Source organism: Nocardioides sp., assembly GCF_036401255.1.
In the GTDB taxonomy this organism is placed as follows: Bacteria; Actinomycetota; Actinomycetes; order Propionibacteriales; family Nocardioidaceae; genus Nocardioides.
Genome location: NZ_DASWVI010000127.1, coordinates 1 through 2,522 on the forward strand (window position 1 = coordinate 1; position 2,522 = coordinate 2,522).

At 74.7% G+C, this 2,522-nt stretch carries 2 protein-coding genes; both read left to right on the forward strand.

Annotation, left to right across the window (positions count from 1 at the left end; genetic code table 11):
• Positions 1-346 precede the first annotated feature (346 nt).
• Positions 347-1,990 (forward strand): hypothetical protein, encoded by a 1,644-nt coding sequence (locus VGD85_RS05725; protein ID WP_331062480.1) that lies wholly within the window; start codon positions 347-349, stop codon positions 1,988-1,990.
• A gap of 1 nt (position 1,991) precedes the next feature.
• The coding region (locus VGD85_RS05730; protein ID WP_331062481.1) for a hypothetical protein at positions 1,992-2,522 on the forward strand (531 nt) is incomplete at its 3' end.

A 2,522-nucleotide genomic window follows, 5' to 3' on the forward strand; every position in this document is an offset into this window, starting at 1 on the left:
AGTTTCCTCCCACGCCGGAAACTGGCGCCGACTCGGCGTCGTGGGGCGGGAAACTGGCGCCGACTCGGCATTTTGGACCGGCGCGAGGCGCGGCTGCCGCGAGCGATATGCTGCGCCCGCACCATCTCAACAACTCAACACATTCATCACGCCCGCAGCGGGGGAAGCCGGTCCGAGTCCGGCGCTGACCCGCAACCGTAGGCCTCCCGACCACCAAGGGCCGGGGGCGAGCCGGAGCACCCGATGCGACGCGTCCTGATCACACGCTGTCGAGGAAAGCAGCGGGTGGCCGCCCGGGGGACCTCCCCCGACCGCCTCCCGCTGTCGCAGCGGGAAGGAACTCCAGATGCACCACCTCCTGGGTCGTGCGGCCGTCGTGCTGGCCGTGCCCGCCCTGTCTCTCACCACGCTCGGTGCGCTCGCCCCGTCGGCTCAGGCGGCTCAGGCCGCGCCCGACCCGGCGCCGGCCGCGGCGTCCGCCGCCTGGCTGGCCGGCCAGCTCACCGACGGCGTGCTCCACAACGACCAGTACGACTTCGACGACTACGGGCTGAGCATCGACGCGGCGCTCGCGCTGCACGCGGTCGGTGGCCAGGACGCGGCGGTCCAGGCGGTCAGCGACCGGCTCGCCGCCAACCTCGCGAGCTACACCAGCCCGGGCTACGGCACGGTCCTCTCCGCCGGCGGCACCGCCAAGGCGCTGGTGCTCGCGCAGGCCGCGGGCGACGACCCGACGTCGTACGGCGGTGCGAACCTGGTCGACCAGCTCGAGGGCAGGGTCGCGACCGGTGGATCGATCGCCGGTCGCATCCAGGACGACGTCGACACCACCCAGGCCGGCGCGGCCGACTACGCCAACGTGATCGGCCAGGCCTACGCCGTCCAGGGCCTCGACGCGGCCGGCAGCACCTCGACCGCCGCGGCCACCGACTTCCTGCTCGCCCAGCAGTGCGCCGGCGGCTGGTTCCGCCTCTACTTCGCCGACGCCGACGCCGCGGGCCAGAGCTGCGACGCCGACGCCACCGCTTCGGCCGACACCGACGTGACCGCGATCGCGGTGCTGTCGCTCCTCGGCCAGGCCGACGACGCCGACGTCGCCACCCACCTCGACGCCGCCGAGCAGTGGCTCCTCGACGCCCAGCGGGCCAACGGCTCGTTCGGCGGTGGCACCAGCACCGAGGCCCCCAACGCCAACAGCACCGGCCTCGCCGGCTGGGCGCTCGGCGCGCTCGGCGACACCGAGGCCGCCGCGGACGCCGCCGCCTGGGTCCGCGCGCACCAGGCGGCCAACGTGGCCAACTGCGTCTACTACGACGCGGGCGACCTCGGCGCGATCGCGTACGACGACGCCGCTCGCCGCACGCTCCAGGGCACCCCGATCGACGCCTCCACGCAGGACCAGTTCCGCCGCGCCACCGCCCAGTCGCTGCCGGCGCTCCAGTTCGCACCCGCGGGCACCGGCGACCCGCACGCGCTGTTCGCCGCGGAGTACGTCAAGGCCGGCGGCAAGAAGCCGGTCGGCGTGATCGGTGCCGCCCCCGGCGAGGCGCTCTGCGCGACGCTCGGCGAGCAGTCGGTGCTCGGCCACGCGACCAAGGCCGGCGAGGGCACGCTGCGGGTCCGCATCCCGTCGAGGACCGCGACCAGCAAGGTGACGGTCGCCAACGCCGCCGGCGCCTTCGGCACCGTCAAGATCCGCGCGCTCGGCGCCAAGACGCTGCCGTTCACGCTCAAGCGGGTCGTCGCCGTGGGTGAGAAGCAGGTCGTCAAGGTCCGCGGTCTGGCCCCGGGCGAGCTGTTCTCGATCCAGATCACCTGGTCGGCGAAGCGGTCGAGTGGGTCCGGCGAGGGCGTCGCCGGCCAGGCCAACCGCAAGGGCGTCGCGGTGCTGCGCACCAAGGTGCCGCGCCGGTTCGGCAAGGCGACGGTCAAGATCCGCGGCCAGTTCGGCAACCGCAAGGCGGCCGGCTCCTTCACCGTCACCCGCTGACATGAGGATCCTGTCTCGGATCGCCGCCGCGGCCACGCTGGCCGCGGCGGCGTACGCCGGTCTCCCCGCCGCGCCCGCCAGCGCCGCCGGCTGCCCGTCGGCCGACGGCGTCACCGTGGTCGTGGACTTCCACGAGCTCGGCGGCGGCGTGCAGACCGGCTGCGTCGCCGACGGTGGCGGGCAGACCGCGTCCCAGCTGTTCCCGGCGGCCGGGTTCCCGCTCACCTACGTCCAGCGCCAGCAGGGATTCGTCTGCCGCGTGTCGGGCAAGCCGGCCGACGACCCGTGCGTGAACACGCCCCCGGCGGATGCCTACTGGGCGCTGTACTGGTCCGACGGCAAGTCGGGCCGGTGGACCTACGCCACCAGCAGCGCCGGGGGCCAGCACGTCCCCGACGGCGGCTACGTCGCGTTCTCCTGGCAGGGCAGCGACAACAGCTCGCCGCCCGGCACCAGCCCGACCCCGCGCGCCGCCGCTCAGCCCAGCCCGGACCCCACGCCGACGCACGCCGGCTCGGGTGGCTCGGGCGGC

What these genes read in the sequence shown, in the direction of transcription:
- VGD85_RS05725 (WP_331062480.1), top strand. Translation starts at nt 347, where the DNA reads ATGCACCACCTCCTGGGTCGTGCGGCCGTCGTGCTGGCCGTGCCCGCC.